This is a genomic window from Janthinobacterium glycogeni (assembly GCF_051380725.1).
Lineage (GTDB): Bacteria > Pseudomonadota > Gammaproteobacteria > Burkholderiales > Burkholderiaceae_D > Janthinobacterium.
This window is the reverse complement of record NZ_JBNYXP010000012.1, coordinates 25,816-46,270: the sequence shown is the minus strand read 5'-3', so window position 1 is coordinate 46,270 and position 20,455 is coordinate 25,816. Positions and strand designations below refer to the sequence as shown.

Below are 20,455 nucleotides of genomic sequence, written 5' to 3'. Positions count from 1 at the left end.
CATGCGGACTCCTCAACCGATCGCCGAAGCTTTGAGCAGCTTGGCGATGTCTTTCTTGATCTTGTTCGGGTCCGCGTCCTTCGGAAAGCGCATCATCAGGTTGCCCAGCGGATCGATCAGGTACAGATGGTCGCTGGTCTTGCCGCCCGGCTCCACGGGCAGCCAGGCTTTCAGGGCGTCGCTATTGACGCGCAGCATGCTGGTGCCGTCGAATTCGCGCATCACCAGGGTGTCGAGCGGCTGGGCATCCGTCACCAGCCAGACCCGCTCCAGGCGTTCGCGTTCTTTGCCCTGCATGAGGCGCAGTTGTTGCATGTCAAACAATTGCTTCTTGCACGCTTCCTGGCAATCGGACGGTCCCGTCTGCAACAACACCCACTTGCCCTTGAACTGGGCCAGCGGCGCCGCCTTGCCGTCCAGCTCCGTCACCTGCAGCTGCGCTTCCGGTATCGGGTGCAAACGGGGGTCGATCAGGGCGCCGTAGTTGTTGCGGCCCGTGGGCTTGATGATGTAATACGTGAAATACGAAGCGATGATGGGAAACGCGCACACGGCCACCACGGCCAGCAGTTTCCACCGTCCCGTATTTTGCAGCTGCTTGTTGCTGTTGTCTTGCGTTGCTTCAGGGCTGTTTGTTTGCACGTCGAAATCCTGTAAAGACAAAAAATAGAAAAGCCATCAGTGCCAGTGCGTACCACTGGAATGCATAGCCGCGGTGCTTGTCGGCGCCCAGGTCCGGCGCCGGCCAGTCGCGCACGGGAAGCTGGCTGGACGCTGGCGCCGTCACTCCGTCGACTGTTTGTTCAAGGATAAAAGGCTGCAAGGCCAGGCCGCTGGCCTGGGCCAGCTGGCCGATATCGGCATTTTGCACGATGGCGTGCGGCGCCAGGGCCGGCGCCGTGCCCAGTTCCATCACGTGGCCCGCGTTCAGGCGCGCGATGCCGGAAATCGTCACCGTGCCGGCCGGCGTGGCGTAATCGGGAATGCGTGTGCGTTCGGCATTGTTGCGCGGCAGCCAGCCCTGCGCCACCAGCACGTGCATGCTCGAACCGTCGATCTGAAATGGCGTGAGCACGTGAAAGCCCGCCTGCCCCTTGTAGGGACGGTTGTCCAGGTAGACCGTCCAGGCGGGCACGAAATGGCCCGTGACGGTGAAGCGGCGGTATTCGATCGCCTGCGCATCGGACGGCGACAGGGGCGCGGCCGTCAACGCCAGCGGCGCGGCCTGGTTGCCCGCTTCGAGTTTGGCCGCGCGGGCGACCTTCTCGTCGCCACGGCGCTGCTGCCATTGCGCCAGCGATACCCCCAGGGCCACCAGTAGCAGCATTACAACAAATGGAATCCATCTAAAATGGAAGCGGATACGCATTACAATGAAACCTCCTCAAGCCTGGCGCTACCATCCATGAAAATCCTCGTTGCCATCGCCTTCATCCTGATCCTGGGCAGCCTGGGCTCGGCCCTGTTCTTCCTCATGCGCGACAAGGGCAAGAGCAACCGCACCGTGCAGGCGCTGGCCCTGCGCGTGGGCTTGTCGATCACCCTGTTTTTGCTGATCCTGCTGGCGCACAAGCTCGGCTATATCCAGCCGACGGGCATACATTAAGCTTCTTCTTGCCTGATTAGCAAATTCTTCACACTAAGAAAAAAGCCGTACCCAGGATGTCCCGGTACGGCTTTTTTTATGGTGCCGGCGCGCCTAACAACGCGCGCCCTGCCCCGCCATTATAACCAATACACGACCACGTACAGGCCCAGCCAGACGACGTCGACAAAGTGCCAGTACCAGGCGGCGCCTTCGAAGCCGAAGTGGTGCTCGGGCGTGAAGTGGCCTTTCAGCACGCGGTACAGGATGACGGACAACATGATGGCGCCCAGGGTCACGTGGAAGCCGTGGAAGCCCGTCAGCATGAAGAAGGTGGCGCCGTAGATGCCGGACGTCAATTTCAAATTCAGTTCGCTGTAGGCGTGCATGTATTCGTAGACCTGGAAGCCCATGAAGATGGCGCCCAGCACGATGGTGGCGAACAGGAACAGGGCCGTCATGGCGCGGTGGCCGGCGCGCAGCGCGTGGTGCGAAATGGTCAGGGTCACGCCCGACGTCAGCAGCAGGGCCGTGTTGATGGTCGGAATCCAGAACGGCGTCATGGTGGTGAATTCCTGCACCGTGCCGGCCGGGCCCGTATTGCCCCAGTGAGCGGCGAAATCGGGCCAGATCACCTTGTGGTCGAGGTCGGCCAGCCACGGCATCGAGATGCTGCGCGCATAGAACAGGGCGCCGAAGAAGGCGGCGAAGAACATGACTTCTGAAAAGATGAACCAGCTCATGCTCCAGCGGAAGGAGTGATCGATGCGCTCGCTGTACAGGCCCTGCTCCGATTCGCTGATGGCGTCGCCGAACCAGAAATACAGCACCAGCAGGATGCCGGCGATGCCCAGGTAATTCACGTACGGGCCCCAGGAGACGTCGTTGACCCAGGCCGAGGCGCCGATCATGGTCAGCAGCAGGCTGGCGCCGCCCAGCATGGGCCAGCGCGACGGGCCGGGCACGAAATAATAAGGTACGGCGGCGTGGTTGGAACTCATCATCATCTCCTCAAAAACTTATAGGGTGGTTTTTTATAATTTATAAAACGACGAATTTAACAATCGAAATCAGGATGCCGATCAGGCAAGCCACCACCAGGAAGCCGGCGATGACGATGTGCACGGGATTGAGCTTGGCCGAGTCCGTGTCGAAATCGCTCTTGCGGCGCAGTCCCGTAAACGACCACACGACGGCCCGCAGCGAATACAGGAACGACGCTTTTTCCGGTTTGGCGGATTCGCCCATGGCACTCTCCTATTGGACGGCCGGCGTCTGAGCCTGGCTCAGACCGGCAATCTCGAAAAACGTGTACGACAGGGTGATGGTTTTCACCTCTTTCGGCAGGGCCGGATCGAGGAAGAACACCACCGGCATCTGCCGCGCCTCCTTCGGTTTCAAGGTCTGCTGCTTGAAGCAGAAGCACTCGACCTTCTTGAAATGCGGCGTGGCGCTCTGCGGCGCGTAGCTGGGAATGGCTTGCGCGTTGACGACGCGGTTTTGCGTGTTGACCACTTCATACATGACGGTCACCAGTTCGCCCGGATGCACCTGCATGCTCGACACGGTCGGGCGGAAGCGCCATGGGCCCTGCGCATTGCCGTCGAACTCGACGGTGATGCTGCGCGTCGTGTCGACCTGCGTATTGTTGTCGTAAGCCACCGTGCCATCTTTCTGCGTCAGCACGTTGATGCCCATCACTTCGCAAATCTGCTTGTAGACGGGGATCAGGGCATAGCCAAAGCCAAACATCAGCACGGCAATGACGAGCAGCTTGCCCAGCATCTTGCGGTTCAGGCCGCGTGTTTCCTGTTGCATCGGCGTCGTCACGTCAGAGCCACATGCGTTTGACGAATACGGACAGGAAGAAGAAGGCCGCCAGGGCCCCCAGTATCAGCCCCGTACGCAGGTTGTTCGGTTTCTTGCGTTCAGTTTTCACTTCGGTCATGGCAGGCACTCTATTCAAAGGGACCGGCAGCGGCGCCGGCCCGTGACACTGGCATTGCTTGAGGATGACTACTTGACGGTTGGCGGCGTTTCAAACGTGTGGAACGGCGCCGGGCTCGGCACGGTCCATTCCAGGCCTTCCGCGCCTTCCCATGGTTTCGCCGGTGCAGCCTTGCCGCCGCGGATGGTCGGCAAGACAACAAAGAACAGGAAGTACACCTGCATCAGGCCAAAACCGAAGCCGCCGATCGAGGCAATCATGTTGAAGTCCGTGAACTGCGCTGGATAGTCGGCGTAGCGGCGCGGCATGCCGGCCAGGCCCAGGAAGTGCATCGGGAAGAAGGTCACGTTGAACGTGATCAGGGACAGCCAGAAGTGGATCTTGCCGCGCGTCTCGTTGTACATATGGCCCGTCCATTTCGGCGACCAGTAGTAGAAACCGGCGAACAGGGCGAACAGCGAACCGGCCACCAGCACGTAGTGGAAATGCGCCACCACATAATAGGTGTCCTGCAGCTGGATGTCGATCGGCGTGACGGCCAGGATCAGGCCCGTGAAACCGCCCATGGTAAACACGAAGATGAAGCCCACCGAGAACAGCATCGGCGTTTCGAACGTCATCGAGCCCTTCCACATCGTGGCGATCCAGTTGAACACTTTCACGCCCGTCGGCACGGCGATCAGCATGGTCGCGTACATGAAGAACAGCTGGCTGGTCACCGGCATGCCGGTGGTAAACATGTGGTGCGCCCAGACGATGAAGGACAGAATCGCGATGGAAGCGGTAGCGTAGACCATCGAGGCGTAGCCGAACAAAGGTTTACGGGCAAACGCGGGCAGGATCTGCGAGACGATGCCGAAAGCCGGCAGAATCATGATGTAGACCTCGGGGTGGCCGAAGAACCAGAAGATGTGCTGGTACATGACGGGGTCGCCGCCGCCAGCCGCGTTAAAGAAGGAGGTGCCGAAATGGCGATCCGTCAGGGTCATGGTGATGGCGCCGGCCAGCACGGGCATGACGGCGATCAACAGATACGCGGTAATCAGCCAGGTCCAGCAAAACATCGGCATTTTCATCAGGGTCATGCCGGGGGCGCGCATGTTCAGGATGGTGACGATGATGTTGATCGAACCCATGATGGACGAGGCGCCCATCAGGTGCATGGCAAAAATCGCCATGTCCATGCCGGGGCCCATCTGCGTCGACAGCGGCGCATACAGGGTCCAGCCGGCGGCGGTGGCGCCGCCCGGCACGAGGAAGGACGTGGCCAGCAGCAGCGCGGCCGGCGGCAGCAGCCAGAACGAGAAGTTGTTCATGCGGGCAAAGGCCATGTCGGAGGCGCCCACTTGCAGCGGGATCATCCAGTTGGCATAGCCGACGAAGGCCGGCATGATGGCGCCGAACACCATCACCAGGCCGTGCATGGTGGTCAGTTGATTAAAAAATTCTGGGTGAAAGAATTGCAAGCCCGGATGAAACAGTTCCGTACGGATCATCAGGGCCAGCACGCCGCCCGACAGCAGCATGATGAACGAGAACCACAGGTACAGGGTGCCGATATCCTTGTGGTTGGTGGCAAACAGCCAGCGGCGGTAGCCAGTGGGATGATCGTGGGCATGGTCGTGATCGTGACCGGCGTGGTCCAAGGTGCTAGTGCTCGTGCTAGTACTCATCTGCGGCTCCTAATTACTTGCGTGCAGCCACGACTTCGGCTGGTTGAACGATGTTCTCTGCGGCCTTGTTCGACCAGGAATTGCGCGTGTAAGTGATCACTGCGGCAATTTCCGTGTCGGACAGCTGTTTCCATGCTGGCATTTCAGCGGGATACTTGCCGCTCTTTTGCCCGTTCAGCAAGACGTGGATCTGATCGGCTTTCGGGCCGTTCACCACGGCCGAGCCGTCCAGCGGCGCAAACGCCCCCGGTACGCCCTTGCCCGTTGCCTGGTGGCAGACCACGCAGTTGGCCGTATACACTTTCTCGCCCTTGACCTTCAATTCGTCGATGGTCCACACCTTGCTTGGATCATCAGCCAATGCCGCCATTTCCTTTTGTTTTACATCAACCCAAGCCTTGTAGTCGTCTGCCGAGACGACCTTGACAACGATGGGCATGAACGCGTGTTCCTTGCCGCACAGCTCGGCGCAATTGCCGCGGAAGGTGCCGATATGGTCGGACTTGAACCAGGTATCGCGCACGAAACCGGGAATCGCATCCTGCTTGACGCCGAAGGCGGGCACGGACCAGGCGTGGATGACGTCGTTGGCCGTCAGCACCACGCGGATCTTCTTGTTGACCGGCACAACGACTTCGTTGTCGACTTCGATCAGGTAGTTTTCGCCCCGTTTTTCCGTCGGCGGCGCGCCTGGCGCACCCACTTGCGAGCGCGGCGTGGCCAGGTTGGAGAGGAAGGAAATGCCTTCGCCCTCGCCTTTCAGGTAGTCATAGCCCCATTTCCACTGCATGCCGGTGGCCTTGATGGTGATGTCGGCGTTCGACGTATCCTTCATGCCGACCACGGTGCGCGTGGCAGGCAGGGCCATGCCGATGACGATCAGGAAAGGCACGACGGTCCAGGCGATCTCGACGGTGGTGCTTTCGTGGAAGGTGGCCGGCTTGTGGCCCAGAGACTTGCGGTGCTTGAAGATGGAATAGAACATGACGCCGAACACGGCTACGAAGATCACCAGGCAGATGATCATCATCAGGGTGTGCAAATCGTAGATTTCATGGGCGATCTGTGTCGCCGGCGGTTGCAGATTCATTTCGAACGGCACGGGACCGCCGGTGCCGGGATAGGTGCCGGCAGCCGGTGCCGCCGTGGCCCATCGCCCGATGCCAAACGCTGTCAAAGACAGCCCGAGCAGCAACGATTGAAGTCGCTTTGCATGTGTCATGTTTTCCCCAACCACCCAAAAATAATGATATTTTAAACGGCTGCGGATTTCTCCGTACTGGACCGCTGCCGCTCCTCCATGAAAGCAACACGGCCGGAATGCGGCCATGTGCGTCAAGCACCAGCGAATTCCATGCTGGCTGCCGCAACAAAAACGGCGGCGCGCAACCATGCTGGAACCCTGTTTTTCTTCCCCACCTGGAAATGGCCTCGTGTGGAAGATGGTTACTATACTAATGCAGTAACTTCGAATAAGTCTCGCTTTGTTTTTTTTATTTTGTATGCAGCCCTTGTTTTTGTACTTAACAAGCTGACAAACAATCAACGATTATAATCAAGTAAACTTGAATCCATCAAGCAATAATCGGCTTTGTGCGCGCCCTTCTCCCGGCCGCCGCGCGCTTTGCAACGCCAAGCTGCCACATTGTGCGCGGATGCCGACCAAGTATCGGTTTCTTTGCCCTGTTATTTGGGTTTGCGCGGCAGGTCAAAACGGATGATGGCCTCGCCATTGCGCGTCACGCGCGGCGCGGGACGGAAGGCGTGGCCATAGATCACTTCGAAACTCAGGCCCAGCTTGCCATCTGGACGGCGCGTCTTTTCCAGCGCGGCCAGCATGCGCTGCCAGGCCGCCTTGCCCATCAGGCCGCGCCGGCGCGTGGTCAGCGGGTTGCCGCCGAAGGCGCGCACGTCCGCCAGCAGTTTTTCCGCCGTGTCGTAGGTGACGGTAATGATTTCCATGTCCAGCACGGGCGTGGAAAAGCCCGTCTCGACCAGCATGTCGCCAAAGTCGTGCATGTCGACAAAGGGCAAGGCGTGCGGATACAAATCGGCCTCGGCAAACGCGTCGCGCACTTCGCGGAAGGTGTCGGGACCGAAGCAGGAAAACATCAGCAGACCGTCCAGGCGCAGCGCGCGCCGCCATTCCGCGAACACGCGGTCGGGCTGGGCATGCCAGTGCAGCGCCAGATTCGACCACACGAGGTCGATGCTGCCCTGCGCCAGCGGCAAGTCGCCCAGGTCGCCGCACAATAAATCCACGCCCGCCTTGGCCGGCAAGAGTTTGCTGAGGAACTGGTTCAGGCTGGCCAGTTTCGACGCGGGCGCGCGCGCCGCCTGCATCATCGCTTGCGCTGCATCGAGACCGATAATCTGCGCGGCGGGATAATCCTTTTGCAGCTGCGCCAGGTCCGCGCCGGGGCCGCAGCCGGCGTCGAGCACGCGATGCGGCGTGATCTTCACCAGCTCCAGGCGCTCGTGCATGCGCTGTGACACTTCGCGGCGCAGGAAGTCCGACGGCGCGACGCGCGCCGGACGGGAAAAGAAATCGCGTACTTGCACCGCATCGATGGGCGCACTCATTTTGGGCGGACTGGTGGGAACTGGCATGTTGAATCGGGTGAGGTGAGATAATGTCGGCAGTGTACATGGAACGACGCCATCGCGATGCGGACCGCCGCCCTGCCCCGCCTTGACGCCGCCTGGCGGGCGCTGCGACTGTGGCTGGGCGCCACGGTGCTGCCGGCGCAATGCGCGCTGTGCGGCATGGGCTGCCCGCAAGTGATGTGCCCGCCTTGCCGCGCGCAGTACCTGGGGCAAGGACGCGGGCAACTGCGCCACCGCTGCCGCCAGTGCGCCAATCCGCTCGCTGACATTGAGGTGGCTCAACTCTGCGGGCGCTGTTTGCGCCAGCGGCCCGCATATGACGCCACGATCACGGCGTTTGACTATGCGGCGCCCGTCGACCAGTTGCTGCTGCAGCTGAAATTCGGCGCGCGCCTGGCGTTGGCGCCCCTGTTCGCAGAACTGCTGCATGTTGCCATTCAGCAACAGCAAGCGTGGCAGGCGCCACAATTGCTCTGTCCGGTGCCCTTGGGCCCGGCACGGCTGGCCGAGCGGGGTTTTAATCAGGCGCTGGAAATCGCGCGTCCGCTGGCGCGCCTGCTGGACGTGCCTTTACAACCGCGCCTGGCGCTGCGCGTGCGCGAGACCCGGGCGCAAAGCGGCGTGGCGCCGCAGGAGCGGCAAGCCAACCTGGCGCACGCATTCGCCATCGCGCCCGAATACGCGCCGTTATTGCAAGGATGTCATGTGGGCATCGTCGACGACGTGATGAGCAGCGGCCATACCGTCAATGCCCTGGCCACCGCCTGCAAGCGCGCGGGGGCGGCCAGGGTCAGCATATTGGTGGTGGCGCGCACGCCGCCACATTGAATTCGCTACAGATATATATGAGGAGAGCATTTTGTTTCACGTTGTTTTGGTAGAACCTGAAATCCCGCCCAATACGGGCAACGTCATCCGCCTGTGCGCGAACACGGGCGCGCAGCTGCACCTGGTCGAACCGCTGGGCTTTCCGCTCGACGATGCCAAGATGAAGCGCGCCGGCCTCGATTATCACGATTACGCCAAGATGAAGGTGCACAAGAACTGGGAGGCGTTCCTGGCCGACACCCAGCCCGACCCGGCCCGCATGTTCGCCATGACGACGCGCGGTTCGCGCCCGTTCGGCGAGGTGGCCTTCCTGCCCGGCGACGTGTTTGTATTCGGCTCGGAAACGAAAGGCCTGGATCCGGCCCTGCGCGACGGCTTTCCGGAAGAGCAGCGCATCCGCCTGCCCATGCGCCCGGACAACCGCAGCCTGAATTTATCGAATACGGTGGCCGTCGTCGTCTACGAGGCCTGGCGCCAGCATGGATACGCCGGCGGCGCGTAGGTCGGATGAGGCCCAAGGGGCCGTTATCCGACAACATTGTTGGCGTTAGTGGTGTTGTCGGACTACGCGGGGCTTTACCCCGCTAATCCGACCTACGCGTTTGCATACGGCAATCAGCGCAGCGCCAGCTGCGCGTCAACGCCCGTATCCACATCCAGCATCACCAGCTGCGTGCGCAGGTCGCGCGTGGCGGCCAGCTTGCCGTTCACGTACAGATTCGTCTTGACACCGTACACGCCTTGCGACACGCCGGCCGGCAAGGTCAGCTCGAACGAGTTTTCAAAGCGCCCGCCCGATTTGTTGTTGCTGGCCAGGGCTTTCGAGCCGGACTTGAACGGCTGGCCTTGCGGGTCGAGCACCACCAGCTCTTCGCGCACGTCGCTGACGCTTTGCGCGCTGCCGTTGACCAGCTCCACCACGGAGGTGACCTTGAACGGCTGGCCACGCTTGACGGTCGACGCGCTCAGCTGCGGCGTGTACGACACCACTTGCGGCTCGCGCGGCAAGGCGCCGCGCGTGCGGATATAGTCGCGGTCCGCCTGCGCCGCCGTCTTGGTCTGGCGCGAATTGACATTGATGGCCAGGCAACCGGCCGCCGCCAGGCCGCCGCCGATGGCCGCGCCCTTCAGCGCGCCATTTTTTCCGCCCGCCAGCGCGCCCAGCAGCGCCCCCACGGCCGCGCCGGCTGCGGCCGACGTGCCCACGCTGCACGGGTCCTCATCCGTGGCCGCCTGGGCGCCGCCTTGCGGATAGGAACTGTCCTGCCGCACGCCGTTCGGGTTCATAGTCGCCGTGGCGCAGCCGGCCAGCATGGCCGCGATGGTCAGCGCAGCGACGGCGCGCAAGGTGGTGTGATTCAGCATGGTGACTCCCAGATACCTAATTGATCGTTGTTTCCGTCTGCAGCACTTGCCGTTCGCGCTCGCGGATGCGGCGCGACAGATTGTCGATGCGCGCATTGCCCGGATCGATGCGGCGCGCGCTTTCCAGATACGTCTTGGCCGCATCGAACTTACCTTCCAGCAATGAACGCTCGGCATCGCGCAGGAACGATTGCGCCATCTCGTTGCGCATGGCCGCGCCGCTATCGACGGGCGACGTTTCCAGCGGACGGCGTTCGGCCACCGCTGGACGTTCGACCGCGCGCGCGGGGGTCGGTTCCAGTGCTGCCGGGACCGGTACAGAAACGGGCGCGGGGGCAGGCACAGCGGCCGCCGACAAGGCCTGCACGTCAGCCTTCAGCTGCGGCAATTCCACCGCTTCGCGGTCGATCGCTTCCAGCCTGGCGATGCCATTGCGGGCCGTCGTCGCATCCTTGCCATCGAGCGCCTGGCGCACCCCGACCAGCACGGACGCGGCTGCCGCCTGCTGGCGCGCCAGCTGCTTGCGCAGGGAATCCACGCTGGCAGCGCCCGCGCAATCGGCGTCGAGCGCGGCGATGCCCCTGGCCGCGCTTTGCAATTGATGGCCATCAATATGGCGTTCGATGGCGCGCACGCTGCGCTGGCAACTGCCCGATGCGGCGCCGGCCTTGCCGATCGCCGCCTGCAAATCGTCCGCCTTGGCGCTGGACTTGCCCGTGCACACATTCTTCGCCGTCGCCAGCTTCTGCCGGGCGCCATCCAGGCTGCCATTTGCCACCAGCTTCAAGCCGCTGTCGATGGCGTCGTTGCAAGCCGATTCATTCTTGCCGCCCGGCTTGCCATTCATGTAGACGATGACGGCCGCCAGCACGGCGATGCCGCCCAGCCAGCGCAGCCACTTGCGCGGCGGTGGCGGCGGTTCGGCCGGCGCCGGTGGCGGCACAGGCGCGGACTGCGGCACGGCTTTCGGCTGGGCCGGCTTCGGCGGCGTTGGCGGCACGGCAGGCGGCGCGGATGCAGGCACGGGCAGCGGCACCGGCGGCGCTTTCGGCGCAGGAGCAGGCGCCACCGGCACGGGCGGCGGCTTGGGCGCAGGCGGCGGCGCTACCGGCGTCGGCGCGGACACGGCCGGCAGCGGCGGCGGCACGGCCGCGGCGGGCCGGGCAGCACCAGCCTGCGCCTGACCGCAGTACGGGCAATGGCTGACAACGGTCCACAGGCCCGTCTTGCATTTGTTGCAGATATCCAAAACTAATCCTTCATTCCAACGTCATTCCAGCGTTCACAAGGGCGGCGGCATCAACGGTGGCGGCGCGCTGAGGAACAAGGGCGCCAGCTCGGGGAACTGGGCCAGCTCGGCCCAGGCCGGCAAACCGGCGCGCCACACCTTGGTGGTGGCCGGCACGACCTGCCCCGCCTGCACGTATTGCACGATCTGCTGGGCCGTGAACGGTCCCTGCTGCTGGCCGTTAATGCCCAGGAAATACTGGTGTTCCACCAGGGGCGGCGGCATGCCGCCCAGCGGTGGCGGCGCCATGCCGAACGCGGGTGCCGCCGGGGCGGCGGCCGCGGCAGCCGGGCGCAGCAATTGCTCGAGGCGCCCCGCTTCCAGCATTTCCCCCTTGATCGCATATTTCAAACGGGGCTGGCCGTCCGCTTCCGGTTCGCGCACTTCCCAGTCGTAGGCGTCGCCGTCGGAGTCGCCGATGACGTTCGCCCACTCCTTCAGGCGGCCCAGCAAGGCTTGCACCGTGCGGTCGAGCTCATCGCCGGCCATGCCCTTGCGGCGCGCCGACTCGCGCAGGCGCGCGCCCAGTTCGGCGGAAATGGCGCTGCCAAAGCCGACGTACGGCAGTTGCGAGCCATCGGCCTGTGCCACCAGCTTGGGCGCATACACCGTGCGTTCATAGTATTTTGCCAGCGCCGCCATGGCCGCCGTCTGCACGGCGTCAAGCGCCGTCAATTTTTCCTCGATGCGCAGGGCAATATTTTTCTCGTACGAGGCCGGCATGCCGTTCTGGCGGATGGCCCGCTCATTGCCGATGCGGCGCAGGTCGCCCGGTTCGACGGCAAACTGATACTGGCCGGGCGGCACGACTCTGCCCGTGTGGCGCGTCAGCACGCCCAGCATGATCGCTTGCAGAAACTCGCCGAAATCCTCGGCCAGGCGCTTCATCTCGTCCGTGTTCGGCGCGATCGGGTGCGTGAATTGCGTCGGATCGATATGCGTGTGGGTCGGCGCCTTGTCGTTGTCGCCTTCCTTGCGGTAACTGGTGCGCCAGCCTTCCAGGCCGCGCAGCACCGTCATCGGCACGCCGGCCAGCTCGCAATAGCAGACGGCGCGCCCGCGGATGCCCGTCTCGACGATTTCCAGCTGGCTCACCGTGATGCCCACCTGGGTCGGCACGCACGATTCGAGCTCGGCGCCGAACTTCGCCTTGAAGGCGGCCGCGTTGGCCACGCCGATCACGCACTTGAACTGGTCCGACACGACCGTGAAGTCGCCCGCCATATTGGCGTCGATCCACGGCATGGAACAGGCCAGCAGCTTGCGGAAGCGGTCCAGGCGTTCGGACACATCCATCTGTTCCAGCGCCTCGAACAGGGGATCGGGCGTGCTCGTCGCCCCTTCCGCCAGGCCCGCCGTGGCGATCATGTTCTCGGCCATGCGCGTGACCTTGGCCAGGATCAAACCGCGTTGCGCCGGTTCGCCCAGCATGGGGAACAGCGCTTTCGAGCCGCCCATGTCCTTGAACGCGTCATCGGCCCACTGGCGCAAGGTGGCCGCCGACGGCAGCGCAATGTCTTTTTCCGTGACGGGAATGACGATCAGGGTCGCGTGTTCCTTGTCCAGGTCTTTTTGCAGGATGGTATTGGCTGTTTTCAATTCCGCCAGCATGGCCAGCACGCCTTCGCGGCCCGTTTGCAGCTCGCCCACCAGGCCATTCCACTGCGCGCGCCCCTGTGCATCGACACCGACCCGGTTGCCCAGCCAGCGTGACAGTTCGCCCAGCAGGATGACGGACTCGTCCGCCGCCTTGGCCCGCAGATGGAATTTCAGCGCATTCGCCATTTCCGTGCGCAGATGGTCCATCACCACGCCCGCCTGCTTTTCGCCATTGCTGAGGAAGCCGAAGGTGCTGCGCGTCTGCTCCAGGTTGTTCAGCAGGCGCTCGTATTCGCGCGAACGCACGGCTTCCTTGATTTCGCGGTAGCGCTCGGCATTGTTGCCGATCTGCGCTGTCAAGCCGCTGCCCGGCGCCTCGATGCGGTCCTTGATCTGTTCCACCAGCGACAGCACGTATTCCAGGCCGCCGAATTCTTTATTATCAAGATAGCCGTACAGCTGGTCGCGCACGACTTTCTTGACGTCGTCGAGCACTTCGCGGCGACGCTTGCTGATGCGGTCTTCCGTCGTGTCGGCCGTGGAATCCTGGTCGCGCACGGCGTCGCGTTCCAGGTGTTTCATGGCGTCGCGCACCTGCGCCGGCCATTCGCTGCGGTCGAAACCCGTGCGGATATCGTTGATGCGCGTATTGACCCTGTTTTCCACGCCGGCCAGCAAGTGACCGTGGCGGTCTTCCAGCAATTCGTCGACGACGCGGAAATCGATGAAGTCGCCGCTGGAGCGCTTCAGTTCGATGCTCTTGTCGGAAAACTCGGGGAAATCGCTGAAGGGCGTGCCCTTCAGGAACATATTGGCGGCGAGGAAATTATCGCGCTGCGTATCCGTGGCGCGGTTGGCGCCCGCATCCGTGCCGCCCACGCCGAAGAACGCCTGAAGCATGGCGCCGGCCCAGCGGTGGGCCCGCTCGTCGCGCGCCGCTTCCTGGCGCGTATCGAGCACGGCCATGCCGAACGAGGAAAAACGCTTCGAGAAATACAGGCGCATGTCGCCGAAGCGGTCTTGCGGCACGGGCGCGTTGTACAGCGAGTTCTTGTGCTGCGCCTGGTTGACGGCGATCGAGCGCTTGGCGCGCGCGAAGTCGGCCGAGGCGAAGTCCTCGAACAGCGAATCGGCCACCATGTGGTAGACGTCGCTGACATCCTTGGTGTGCTGCTGGGCAAGGTTGCCCGAATCGATCAGGTACACCTCGCTGTAGGGCTCGCGCGTCAGTTCCGGGCGGTCATACGCATCCCAGCGGCCCACATAACCCTTGTTGCCCATCATGGCCGATTCCAGCTCCATCAGCGCCGCATAACCGTTGGCCTCGACCCGGTCCTTGTTGGCCTTGGTGTAGCCGGTCGGCAAGAACAGCATCAGCTCCACATCGGCCGCGCCCACTTCGCTGCGCGCCAGCCAGCGCGCCAGCAAACCCATGTCGAGGAAGGAACCGGAACCCGTGCCGCCCGCGACGGAACCGACGATGACGATGCGGAAACGGTTCGTTTCCATGCGCAAACCCAGTTCGGCCAGCTGGCGCTCGTGCGACAGGCCCGCCTTTAAGGCTTTCAATTTCAAGCGGATCTTGTCGCGGATCTTCGCGTACTTGTCGAAGAAATACAGGCGCGACACGGCGCGGATCTGGCCGGCGCCGCTGCTCATGTCGAAACGCAATTCGCGGATGCGCTGCGGCGTCAGTGGCAGCCATTCCTTGATGTGCGGATACTTCTCCAGCGAATCTTCATCGCGGCTGTACTTGTCCATGTCGAACGATTCGACCACCTTGTCATCGTCCGTGAACTTCACCTGGTCGAACTGCAAGTCCTTCGCCTGTGACTCGCCGCTTTCGATCACGGCGCCATTGTCGAGGTCGAAATGGATGAATTGCGCGATGGGAAAGTCGGCCAGGCCCTCGATGCGCGTGCGGTTGCCCGCGCCGCCCCACAGCGTGTTGAGGATGCGCCGGCGCACGCGCATCAGCACCTGCATGCCCGTGCCGCCGATGCCGATGAACAGGGTCGGGCGCAGTTCGATGATCTTGTCCTGCTTGCGCTCGCTGGCGCCGCCGGTGATGGTTTGGTTCAGGTTCTCTGCCATGGTGATTCCTTCGATGATGCGTGCAACGGCGTGTTCTTAGCGGCGGCTCGAGGTAAATGTCAGCAACAGGGCGACCAGGCCCACCAGCACCAGCGGTCCCATGAACAATGGCGCGAGGAATTTATGCGCGTTCACGGCCGCCAGGACGACACCGGTTGCCAGGCTGGCCAGGAAGATGAACAGCCACCAGCCCGAGGCATTGGCCTTGTTCGGCGGCACGCGCTTGGCCACCAGGCCATTCGCGTAGGCATTCTTGGCAAAGAAAAAGGCGATGAACAGCAGCAACAGCACGACGCCGCCGATCAAGGTGTCGCGCGACGAGGTATCGGTCGTGCCGGCAGCGTCCAACGCGGGCGCCGCTTCAATGGTAGCCGTGGTGGTGGCGGCGCTGGCCGCGGCGGAGGCGTCCGCAGCGGGCGGAGCCGATGCCGGGGCCGGCAAAGTAAAACCTGCGTTGTCTTTTGGAGTGTCTTGCGCCATGGTATGCCTCTGATGGGTTTGAATAGTTTAAAAAGAAATATTGCTCAGGCCAGGGTCAAGGTATGGCCTTCGGCCACGCGCACGACGGACGGCTTGCCCAGGCCACGCTTGAGTTCACCAATGTCGCGGCCGTCATCGTCGCGGATCTGCACGCTCTTGAACGGTTTGAGCAGCACTTGCCGCTGCACGCCGTCGGCCATCACCTTGTAGCGCGTGGCGCGCGTGCTGACCAGACCCAGCGCCAGCAAGCCCAGCACGAGCGCCAGCACGCCGCCCAGTATCACCAGCACGGGCAGCAGCGGATACTGGATGCGCACCAGCAACGGGATCGTCGCCTGCGACGCACGCACGCTGTCGGGCGGCGTAAACATGTCCGAGATCGGGTCGCCGGGGAACAGTTCCTGCAAATCCTTGCCAAAGCTCGACGCCAGCGCCAGCCGCTGTTCCGACAGGCCCACCTGCGCCCGCATCGGCAGCAGCACCTGCTTGCCCATGGCGGCCATCGCCTGCGCCGACCACGGCGACGGGATCTGCGCCATCGGCAGAGAAAATTGCACCTGCACGGATTGGCTGGCGCCCGGTTGCAGCTGGCGGATCTGATCCGGCGCCACGTGCAGCGGTGCGTTCCGGCCCGCCAGGCTGGCGTGCACCTTGGCGCTGTCGATCACGTACGGGAAAAACATGTTTTGCAAGGACGCCTGCAGCACCACTTGCGGCACCAGCTTGGCCGCGTCGACGTCGAGCACGATGGTGCGCCCGTCGCGGCGCAGGCTGGCGTGCACGTTGGGACTGTTCTTGACGGACTGGGGCACGATGCGCACGGCATCCTGGTCCACCGGTTTCAAGCGCGCAGGCGGACGCGTCAGCACTTGCGACAGCCGCCCTTCGGCCAGGATACGGTTCAAAGCCTCGGATGCGGGCTGGCCATACGCGAGTGCGTACACCATCAAGCCCTTGGCGCTGTACAGCTTGCCCTGCACGGGCATGCGCAACGGAAACACCACCGTCTTGGTGATCGACGGCTCCAGATGCAGCAAGCGGTAAAAGTCGCGGTTGCGCTCGGCAGTCTGGCTGTCGTTGTTGGGGCTGTTCTTGTTATTGGTAAATATCCACACGATGCCGGACGCGGACTGGAACGGACCCGTGATGGTCTTGGTGACGGCTTCCTGGAAATCCGTGTCGGCCAGCGCGCCGCCGGCGCCCTTGCGCGCCAGGCCGAGATGGGCCAGCTGGCCCGCCACGCCGGCGCCACCCTGCCCTTGGCCAATCAGCGCGGGCGACACATTGCTGCCGCTGCTCTGGCTGAAGGCCAGGGTATAGACCTTGTCGGACGGGCTCGTGGCAGCCTGCGCCACGGCGCCCACCAGGGCTTTCAGCTGCGAATGCTCATCCGTGTAAAACGGCTCCATCCAGCCCGAGTTTTGCACGAGAAACGCTTGCTGGATGCCGGCTGCGTGCGCGGCGGCAGCGCTGAAAAACGCGGCGCAGGCCACGGTCAGTAAGCGCGCCTTCATGCCTGCAAGGCCCAGCCATCGATACGCGACAGCAGCGGGTGATAGGCCCACAGCATGCCTTCATGGACAAACAGGCGTACGCGCCACGGCTCGCTGACGGCAAAGGTGTGGAACACGGTTTCGCGCAACTCGTCGTCCTGCACCAGCTGCGCCGCCAGGCGCTCGTTCGAGCGCAGCACGCTCGACAGGCCGGCGCTGGTGGCGAACTTCACGCCAAACACGCTGTTGCCGGCGCCGGATTCCAGCAGCGGCATGACGGCCTGGTTCTTGCCGCCATCGTCGCCGTGTTCAGGCTCCTCCCACGGCGCCGTTTTCAGCTTGGTGGCGAAGCGGTAATTGAAGCTGCCCGAACACAGGCGCGGCGCCAGCGCATCGGCCCGTTCGGACTGCGCGCCCAGTTTCACGTAGACATAGGTGCCGCGGCTGCGCTCGAAGCACAGCTGCCACAGTCCCCCATCGCGCGACACGTACGGGCTGCCGAATTCGAAATGCGGCACCAGCCCTTCGGGCCACGGCGTGAACGAGGCGGCCACGTTGCCGTCCGGCTGCAGCTGCAGGCGCAGCTGGCCGTTGGCGCAGGGCCACACGGCCATGCGGTTGTAAGCGACGGGCGCGCTGACGGCGCCCAGGTCAAACAGGCCGTCGAGCAGCACGTCGCTGCCCGGCTTTTGCGCGGCGTCCAGGTTGACGAAGCGGATGCGGCCGTCATCGTCGCGCAGCGGCGCCCACAGGCGGTTCTGGAACCAGACGGGCGCGGCCACGCACGGCGCGCCGCCCACGTGCTCGACCACGTAAGTCAGCGAAGGCACGTCGGGACGGATGCAGGCCAGGCCATGGCTGGTCGGCAAGACCAGCACGCTATTGAACTCCGGCACCAGCTCGGCGCGCCAGGCGCCGTGGGCCAGGTCCGATTCAGCCAGCAAGCCGCCATGGTCGGGGTCCAGCGCCAGCCAGCGTTTCGAGGCGGGCAGCCAGGCGTGCACGACGGCCTTGCGCGGGTCGAGCGCCAGCAGCGCGGGCGCGCTGGTGCCGAACCGGGCAGAAAAGAATTCGTATTCGCCCGGCGGCGGCATGGGCAGCGAGGCATCGGCTTGCGCATGCTCCTCGCGCGCGCGCTGGTCGGCCAGCTTTAACGGCACGCCGGCCTGGCGCAAGCCGGCCGGACCGGCCGGCGGCACGTCGCTGACGGGATAGGCGCCGAAAGGAGGAACCCAAGGCGCCACTCCGGACGGCGTGGCGGACGCCTCGGGCGGCACTTGCAAGGCCGCGCCCGAGGCGGGGTCGAACGCAAATTCGGGCGGAAACTGCCGCACGGGCGCGCCGGCCGCCGCAGGCAGGCGCCGCGCCAGCATCAGCTTGCCGATATCGGCCTGACTCACCAAGGGCGAGACGTTCTGGCCGTCCGCGCTGCGCTGCATGCTCCACGCGCCCGCGTCATCGACGTACCAGACGCCGGAAGGCAGTGGCCAATCCCCAGAAGTTTTATGATCCATGTATTTTCTATGACAAGCAATGCATATCAGACGGTGTATCGTGCTGGGGCTGTCGCAACGAAGTCGCAGCCCTGGCAGTTCTCATAGTAACGTCTTTTTATCTGTATGGAAACATTGACGACGGTCCTCAGCCCTGCTGCGTCCGCACTTTCGTCAACAGCTTGGTGGTCGAGCGGTCATGCTCGAAATCGATGGCCACGGCCTGGCCGCCATACGCCAGCACGGCGCGTCCTTCGGGAATGGCCGCCATGTCGTAGTCCCCGCCCTTGGCATAGATGTCCGGCTGGACTTCCTGCACCACTTCCAGGGCGCTGTCTTCCGAGAACGGCACGACCAGGCTCACCGCTTCCAGCGCGGCCAGCACGGCCATGCGGTCTTCGCAGTTGTTCAGGGGACGGTCGTCGCCCTTGCCCAGGCGTTTCACTGAGGCATCGGTATTCACGGCAACGATCAGCGAGGCGCCCAATGCGCGCGCCTGCGCCAGATAGGTCACGTGGCCGCGGTGCAGGATGTCGAACACGCCGTTCGTCACCACTACCGGTTTCGGCAGCGCCGCGGCGCGGGCGCGCAATTCGTCACGGCCGCACAGTTTGTTTTCAAAATCAGGCATGAATATCTCTGGTTGGGTTAAATACGGTCACGCTATGGTCACGTTCAGGTGTGGCTATCGCCTTGGATGCCGCCGGCATCCTGGCGCCAGGCATCGATCAAGGCCAGAATGGCAGGATCCAGGCCCTCTTCGGCGATGCGATCTTGCCGGTAATAAATCATCAGCGCATACACGCCGGCCAGGCGGCTGACGGATGGCGACAGCGCATATTCATTGCCGCGCGCCGGTTGCCTGGCACGCCAGTAATTGATCGCCGCTTCCAGCGCCTGCATCCGCAGTTCCATCGCCCTCTCCTTCCGCCGCCCGCCCCCGCATTATAGGGGGCGATCCGCTACAATACGCCATCGGCGCCACAGTTTCACGTTTGCGCCACCTTTCATTCATTGCAAGTAAGTACTTCCTGTGTTTCAATCAACCTATGACACTGACTGAACTGAAATATATCGTTGCAGTCGCGCGAGCGAAGCACTTCGGCCATGCCGCCGAAGCCTGCTTCGTTGCCCAGCCCACCCTGTCAGTGGCCATCAAGAAACTCGAAGACGAATTGGGCGTGGTCCTGTTTGAACGGGGCGGCGCGGAAATCTCCGTCACACCCCTGGGCGCGCAGATCATCGCGCAAGCCGAGCGCGTGCTGGAACAGACGGCCGCCATCAAGGAACTCGCCAAGCAGAACAAGGACCCGCTGGCCGGCCCCCTGCGCCTGGGCGTGATCTATACGATCGGCCCCTACCTGCTGCCGCCGCTGGTCAAAGCCATGATAGACCAGGTACCGCAAATGCCTTTGATTTTGCAGGAAAACTTCACGGTTCGCCTGCTCGAATTGCTGCGCCAGGGCGAACTGGACGTGGCCATCATGGCCCTGCCCCTGCCCGAACACGGCATGGCCATGCAGGAACTGTATGACGAACCGTTCGTCGTCGCCATGCCGCGCCAGCATCCATGGACGGCGCGCGCAAAAATCGCCGCACAGGATTTGAAATCGGAAACCATGCTACTGCTGGGCAATGGCCACTGCTTCCGCGACCAGGTGCTGGAAGTGTGCCCCGAAATGGCGCGTTTTTCCTCGCCCGGCAATGGCATGCAGCGCACGTTTGAAGGTTCCTCACTGGAAACCATCCGCCACATGGTGGCCAGCGGCATCGGCCTGACGGTCTTGCCGCGCGCCTCCGTTGCGAATATGCACGCCACCGACGGCATGCTCGCATACCGGCCCTTCGCCGATCCTGTGCCGTCGCGCCGGGTGGTCATGCTGTGGCGCAAGAGTTTTACGCGCAAGGCCGCCATCGACGCCCTGTGCGCCGCCATCGCCAGCTGCAACTTGCCTGGCATCACCCCCTTGTGCGAAGACGACGAATAGTACATTTACATACT

At 63.3% G+C, this 20,455-nt stretch carries 22 protein-coding genes; 5 read left to right on the top strand and 17 right to left on the bottom strand.

Translation table 11 applies throughout. From position 1 onward, the window contains the following. Positions 1-12 precede the first annotated feature (12 nt). The gene (locus ACQ4W4_RS22840; protein ID WP_436543899.1) at positions 13-642 is read right to left on the bottom strand and encodes an SCO family protein; all 630 of its coding nucleotides are present in this window, start codon (positions 640-642) and stop codon (positions 13-15) included. After that, positions 623-1,327: an SURF1 family protein gene (locus ACQ4W4_RS22835; RefSeq protein ID WP_436543898.1), complete on the bottom strand. Its 705-nt coding sequence runs from the start codon at positions 1,325-1,327 to the stop codon at positions 623-625. The genes ACQ4W4_RS22840 and ACQ4W4_RS22835 overlap by 20 nt, the downstream gene beginning before the upstream one ends. A 78-nt stretch (positions 1,328-1,405) precedes the next feature. Between ACQ4W4_RS22835 and ACQ4W4_RS22830 the strand changes: the two genes are divergently transcribed. Beyond that, positions 1,406-1,606: a twin transmembrane helix small protein gene (locus ACQ4W4_RS22830; protein WP_034748996.1), complete on the top strand. Its 201-nt coding sequence runs from the start codon at positions 1,406-1,408 to the stop codon at positions 1,604-1,606. Between the two features lie 119 nt (positions 1,607-1,725). Here the strand turns inward: ACQ4W4_RS22830 and ACQ4W4_RS22825 are convergent, their stop codons facing one another. From ACQ4W4_RS22825 to coxB, 6 genes are all read right to left on the bottom strand, one after another. Next, the gene (locus ACQ4W4_RS22825) at positions 1,726-2,586 is read right to left on the bottom strand and encodes a cytochrome c oxidase subunit 3 (RefSeq protein ID WP_070222559.1); all 861 of its coding nucleotides are present in this window, start codon (positions 2,584-2,586) and stop codon (positions 1,726-1,728) included. Between the two features lie 40 nt (positions 2,587-2,626). Beyond that, on the bottom strand, positions 2,627-2,833 hold the full coding sequence (locus ACQ4W4_RS22820) for a DUF2970 domain-containing protein (RefSeq protein WP_077399736.1): 207 nt from the start codon (positions 2,831-2,833) through the stop codon (positions 2,627-2,629). A 9-nt stretch (positions 2,834-2,842) separates the two neighbouring features. Then, entirely contained in the window at positions 2,843-3,403 is a 561-nt protein-coding gene (locus tag ACQ4W4_RS22815; protein WP_035828639.1) for a cytochrome c oxidase assembly protein, read from the bottom strand. Positions 3,404-3,416: 13 nt separating this feature from the next. After that, positions 3,417-3,533, bottom strand: a complete 117-nt coding sequence (locus ACQ4W4_RS22810) for a cytochrome oxidase small assembly protein (RefSeq protein WP_216350353.1) — start codon at positions 3,531-3,533, stop codon at positions 3,417-3,419. A 68-nt stretch (positions 3,534-3,601) separates the two neighbouring features. Further along, positions 3,602-5,206, bottom strand: a complete 1,605-nt coding sequence (ctaD, locus tag ACQ4W4_RS22805; RefSeq protein ID WP_219330106.1) for a cytochrome c oxidase subunit I — start codon at positions 5,204-5,206, stop codon at positions 3,602-3,604. Between the two features lie 13 nt (positions 5,207-5,219). Then, complete coding sequence (gene coxB / locus ACQ4W4_RS22800) at positions 5,220-6,428, bottom strand: cytochrome c oxidase subunit II (RefSeq protein ID WP_152254278.1); 1,209 nt, start codon at positions 6,426-6,428, stop codon at positions 5,220-5,222. Positions 6,429-6,506: 78 nt separating this feature from the next. Between coxB and ACQ4W4_RS22795 the strand changes: the two genes are divergently transcribed. Beyond that, positions 6,507-6,761, top strand: a complete 255-nt coding sequence (locus ACQ4W4_RS22795) for a hypothetical protein (RefSeq protein WP_436543897.1) — start codon at positions 6,507-6,509, stop codon at positions 6,759-6,761. A 131-nt stretch (positions 6,762-6,892) separates the two neighbouring features. Here the strand turns inward: ACQ4W4_RS22795 and ACQ4W4_RS22790 are convergent, their stop codons facing one another. After that, a complete protein-coding gene (locus ACQ4W4_RS22790; protein ID WP_436543896.1) occupies positions 6,893-7,816 on the bottom strand; it encodes a methyltransferase domain-containing protein in 924 nt (307 codons plus the stop codon). Between the two features lie 57 nt (positions 7,817-7,873). On the opposite strand from ACQ4W4_RS22790, the gene ACQ4W4_RS22785 reads away from it, so the two are divergent. Together ACQ4W4_RS22785 and trmL are read left to right on the top strand one after the other, a co-directional pair. Continuing rightward, entirely contained in the window at positions 7,874-8,641 is a 768-nt protein-coding gene (locus tag ACQ4W4_RS22785; RefSeq protein ID WP_436543895.1) for a ComF family protein, read from the top strand. Positions 8,642-8,672: 31 nt separating this feature from the next. Next, positions 8,673-9,143, top strand: a complete 471-nt coding sequence (gene trmL / locus ACQ4W4_RS22780) for a tRNA (uridine(34)/cytosine(34)/5-carboxymethylaminomethyluridine(34)-2'-O)-methyltransferase TrmL (protein WP_436543894.1) — start codon at positions 8,673-8,675, stop codon at positions 9,141-9,143. Positions 9,144-9,256: 113 nt separating this feature from the next. On the opposite strand, the gene ACQ4W4_RS22775 is transcribed toward trmL, so the two are convergent. The 8 genes from ACQ4W4_RS22775 to ACQ4W4_RS22740 form a co-directional block, all read right to left on the bottom strand. Further along, entirely contained in the window at positions 9,257-10,006 is a 750-nt protein-coding gene (locus tag ACQ4W4_RS22775) for a hypothetical protein (protein WP_436543893.1), read from the bottom strand. Between the two features lie 16 nt (positions 10,007-10,022). Further along, on the bottom strand, positions 10,023-11,255 hold the full coding sequence (locus tag ACQ4W4_RS22770) for a hypothetical protein (protein WP_436543892.1): 1,233 nt from the start codon (positions 11,253-11,255) through the stop codon (positions 10,023-10,025). A gap of 33 nt (positions 11,256-11,288) precedes the next feature. Continuing rightward, positions 11,289-14,987: a tubulin-like doman-containing protein gene (locus tag ACQ4W4_RS22765; protein ID WP_436543891.1), complete on the bottom strand. Its 3,699-nt coding sequence runs from the start codon at positions 14,985-14,987 to the stop codon at positions 11,289-11,291. A 36-nt stretch (positions 14,988-15,023) separates the two neighbouring features. Further along, positions 15,024-15,467, bottom strand: coding sequence for a hypothetical protein (locus tag ACQ4W4_RS22760; protein ID WP_436543890.1), 444 nt, complete (start codon positions 15,465-15,467; stop codon positions 15,024-15,026). A gap of 44 nt (positions 15,468-15,511) precedes the next feature. Continuing rightward, a complete protein-coding gene (locus ACQ4W4_RS22755; RefSeq protein ID WP_436543889.1) occupies positions 15,512-16,981 on the bottom strand; it encodes a hypothetical protein in 1,470 nt (489 codons plus the stop codon). After that, on the bottom strand, positions 16,978-18,474 hold the full coding sequence (locus ACQ4W4_RS22750) for a hypothetical protein (RefSeq protein WP_436543888.1): 1,497 nt from the start codon (positions 18,472-18,474) through the stop codon (positions 16,978-16,980). Before ACQ4W4_RS22750 ends, ACQ4W4_RS22755 begins: the two co-directional genes overlap by 4 nt. Positions 18,475-18,601: 127 nt before the next feature. Then, a complete protein-coding gene (rfaE2, locus tag ACQ4W4_RS22745; protein ID WP_436543887.1) occupies positions 18,602-19,084 on the bottom strand; it encodes a D-glycero-beta-D-manno-heptose 1-phosphate adenylyltransferase in 483 nt (160 codons plus the stop codon). A gap of 44 nt (positions 19,085-19,128) precedes the next feature. Then, complete coding sequence (locus ACQ4W4_RS22740) at positions 19,129-19,368, bottom strand: DUF3717 domain-containing protein (RefSeq protein WP_436543886.1); 240 nt, start codon at positions 19,366-19,368, stop codon at positions 19,129-19,131. A 134-nt stretch (positions 19,369-19,502) separates the two neighbouring features. Between ACQ4W4_RS22740 and ACQ4W4_RS22735 the strand changes: the two genes are divergently transcribed. After that, complete coding sequence (locus ACQ4W4_RS22735; RefSeq protein WP_436543885.1) at positions 19,503-20,441, top strand: hydrogen peroxide-inducible genes activator; 939 nt, start codon at positions 19,503-19,505, stop codon at positions 20,439-20,441. The last annotated feature ends 14 nt before the right edge of the window (positions 20,442-20,455 follow it).